The organism is Bradyrhizobium sp. P2_E8, assembly GCF_056403875.1.
The window spans coordinates 1-2,306 of the sequence record NZ_JBFUES010001098.1; the positions used below are offsets into that span (position 1 = coordinate 1).

Annotated in this window: 3 protein-coding genes; 1 reads left to right on the forward strand and 2 read right to left on the reverse strand. The window is 63.5% G+C overall.

Annotated features, from left to right (window positions below; genetic code table 11):
• Positions 1-643: 643 nt before the first annotated feature.
• Positions 644-1,255 (reverse strand): LysE family translocator, encoded by a 612-nt coding sequence (locus tag AC1D00_RS37160; RefSeq protein WP_135177563.1) that lies wholly within the window; start codon positions 1,253-1,255, stop codon positions 644-646.
• 118 nt (positions 1,256-1,373) lie between these two features.
• Positions 1,374-1,748, reverse strand: coding sequence for a response regulator (locus AC1D00_RS37165; protein WP_135177564.1), 375 nt, complete (start codon positions 1,746-1,748; stop codon positions 1,374-1,376).
• Between the two features lie 128 nt (positions 1,749-1,876).
• Between AC1D00_RS37165 and AC1D00_RS37170 the strand changes: the two genes are divergently transcribed.
• The coding region (locus AC1D00_RS37170; protein ID WP_477014093.1) for an SDR family NAD(P)-dependent oxidoreductase at positions 1,877-2,306 on the forward strand (430 nt) is incomplete at its 3' end.

Sequence of the window (2,306 nt, forward strand, 5' to 3'; positions counted from 1 at the left end):
CTCACTGCGATCCTCCAATGCGCGCCTTTGGTTTTGGATTCATGAACGGCGCGCGGATTGTCAGATCGTTAGGCATGTTGCCGTCGACCTCGTGCGGTCGCATCGCGATCCGCGCGGAGCGGATTCGCGGGCAAAAAGCACCCGAAAACGCATCTGAGCTGTGGATAACGTGATGACACAGATATGACGGCGCGGGGCAGAGACCTGCGAATCTGCTGAGTTTGTCGTCGAGGATGTTGCGAGGCTGGCCCTCCGCCGAGCATCCCTCGTGTCGCGTTCCACCATTAACCCTTGAGAGGATACTATGGCTAAGAAAGCGAAGAAGGCGAAGAAGGCGACGAAGAAAAAGGCCAAGAAGGCCGCGAAGAAGAAGTAGCCAGCATGTTCTTTGCCCGGGTGGAGCCTCGCTCTGCCCGGGCGTCGGGTAAGGTTGAGAGAGTAGAGATGGCGGGCCCTAGGCCCGCTTTTTTATTGGGTGGCCCCGCTCTCTCGYTCCCTCGCCCCGCTCTTCGCGGGGAGAGGGTGGGGTGAGGGGCGCTTCCGCAAGTGAGGTTGTCGAGAGACCTGTACCCCCTCACCCGCATCCCATCTTCGATGGGATGCGACCTCTCCCCGCAGGCGGGAGAGGTAAAGAAGAAAGCGCCTACCTTTCCGCAAACGCCAGCTTGGCACCAAGCGCGGCAAATCCCGCGGCAAAGCTGCGGCGCAGCCAGGTCATCACCGCGGGGCGGGAGATGACGCGCTCGCGCACGGATGCGGCGCAGAGGCCGTAGACAACGAACACCGCAAAGGTCATCGCCATGAAGGCGCCGCTCAATTCCAGCATCCGCGCCAGCACATGGGCCTCGTCCGCCGCGATGAACTGCGGCAGGAAGGCGAGGAAGAAGATCGACAGTTTTGGATTGAGGATGTTGATCAGGAAGCCGGTGACGATGACCCGGCCGCTCGACCGCTCCCTGATCTCGCCCTCCACCGCCAGCGCACCTCGCTCGCGCAGCGCCTGCCAGGACATGTAGAGCAGATAGAGAACGCCGCACCATTTCAGCGCGGCGAAGGCGAGCGCGCTGGTGTGGAGCACGGCGGCAAGTCCCAGCATGGCTGCAATCATGTGCGGCACGATCCCGAGCGTGCAGCCGAAGGCGGCGGCGACGCTGGCTCGCGGGCCGCGAGTGAGCGCTGCGGCCAGCGTGTAGAGCACGCCGGTGCCGGGCGAGGCGACGACGATCAGCGAGGTGAGCAGGAAGGACCAGGTCATGAGCGGACCCTATCACCCCGCCTCACGGCAAGAAAGCGGCGCCCCGGGATCAGCCATCAGGATGACGGGTTGAGAACAGGCCAGCCCTGCAAGCAAAACACTTCTGACACCGTCACCGTCAGGCCAGCTGCGCGATCTCGGCCTCGCGCAGCACGTCGAGGGGCGCCCAGGGCTTGGCCCAGAATTTGGCACCGTCGGGCAAGGGCTGCTTCAAGGGGCGGCCGGAGGTGACGACGATGTCGAGCTTGGGATTGCGTCCCTTGGCGACATGGGCGAGCTCGACGCCGTTCATGCGGCCGGCAAGCTGCACGTCGGTCAGCATCAGGCAAATTGCGCCTGCGCTCTTCTCGAGCACGCGCTCGGCCGCTTCGGCGCTCTCGCACTGGATGACCTGATAGCCGCTCTCTTCCAGCAGGAGACTGAGCATCTCTCTCTGCATGGGGTCGTCTTCAACGATGAGTGCCGTTGCAGTGAATGGTCTTGATTGTCCCATCGGCGGCTCCCAATGCTGCCTGTCTGCGTCCGAGTAACTTACGTTAAGGAGCCAACTCGAATACGGTTCGGTTCCATTCTGAAAAAATGTAAATCATAGTTCCAAAATCGGAGATTGAGGGGGGATCCATGACTGCGATTCGCGGCGCCGCCGCCATCACGGGGGCTGCGAGCGGCATTGGCCGCGCACTCGCCATCGAACTCGCCCGGCGCGGCTGCGACCTTGCGCTCGCCGATCGCGACGAGGCCGGGCTGAAGGCGCTCGCCGCCGAGATCGGCGGACGAAGCGACAAGGCACGCAAGGTCAGCGTGCATCGCGTCGACGTTAGCGAGCCCGGCGACATCGCGCAGTTCGCCAGCGAAGCGACCGCGGCGCATCCGTCACTCGGCATCGTCGTCAACAATGCCGGCGTGGCGCTGCTGGGCACCTTCGAGGAAATCGACCAGGCGCAGTTGGAGTGGCTGTTCGACATCAATTTCTGGGGCGTGGTGCGCGGCACCCGCGCCTTCCTGCCGCACCTGAAGACGAGGGACGAGGCGCATATCGTCAACGTCTCGT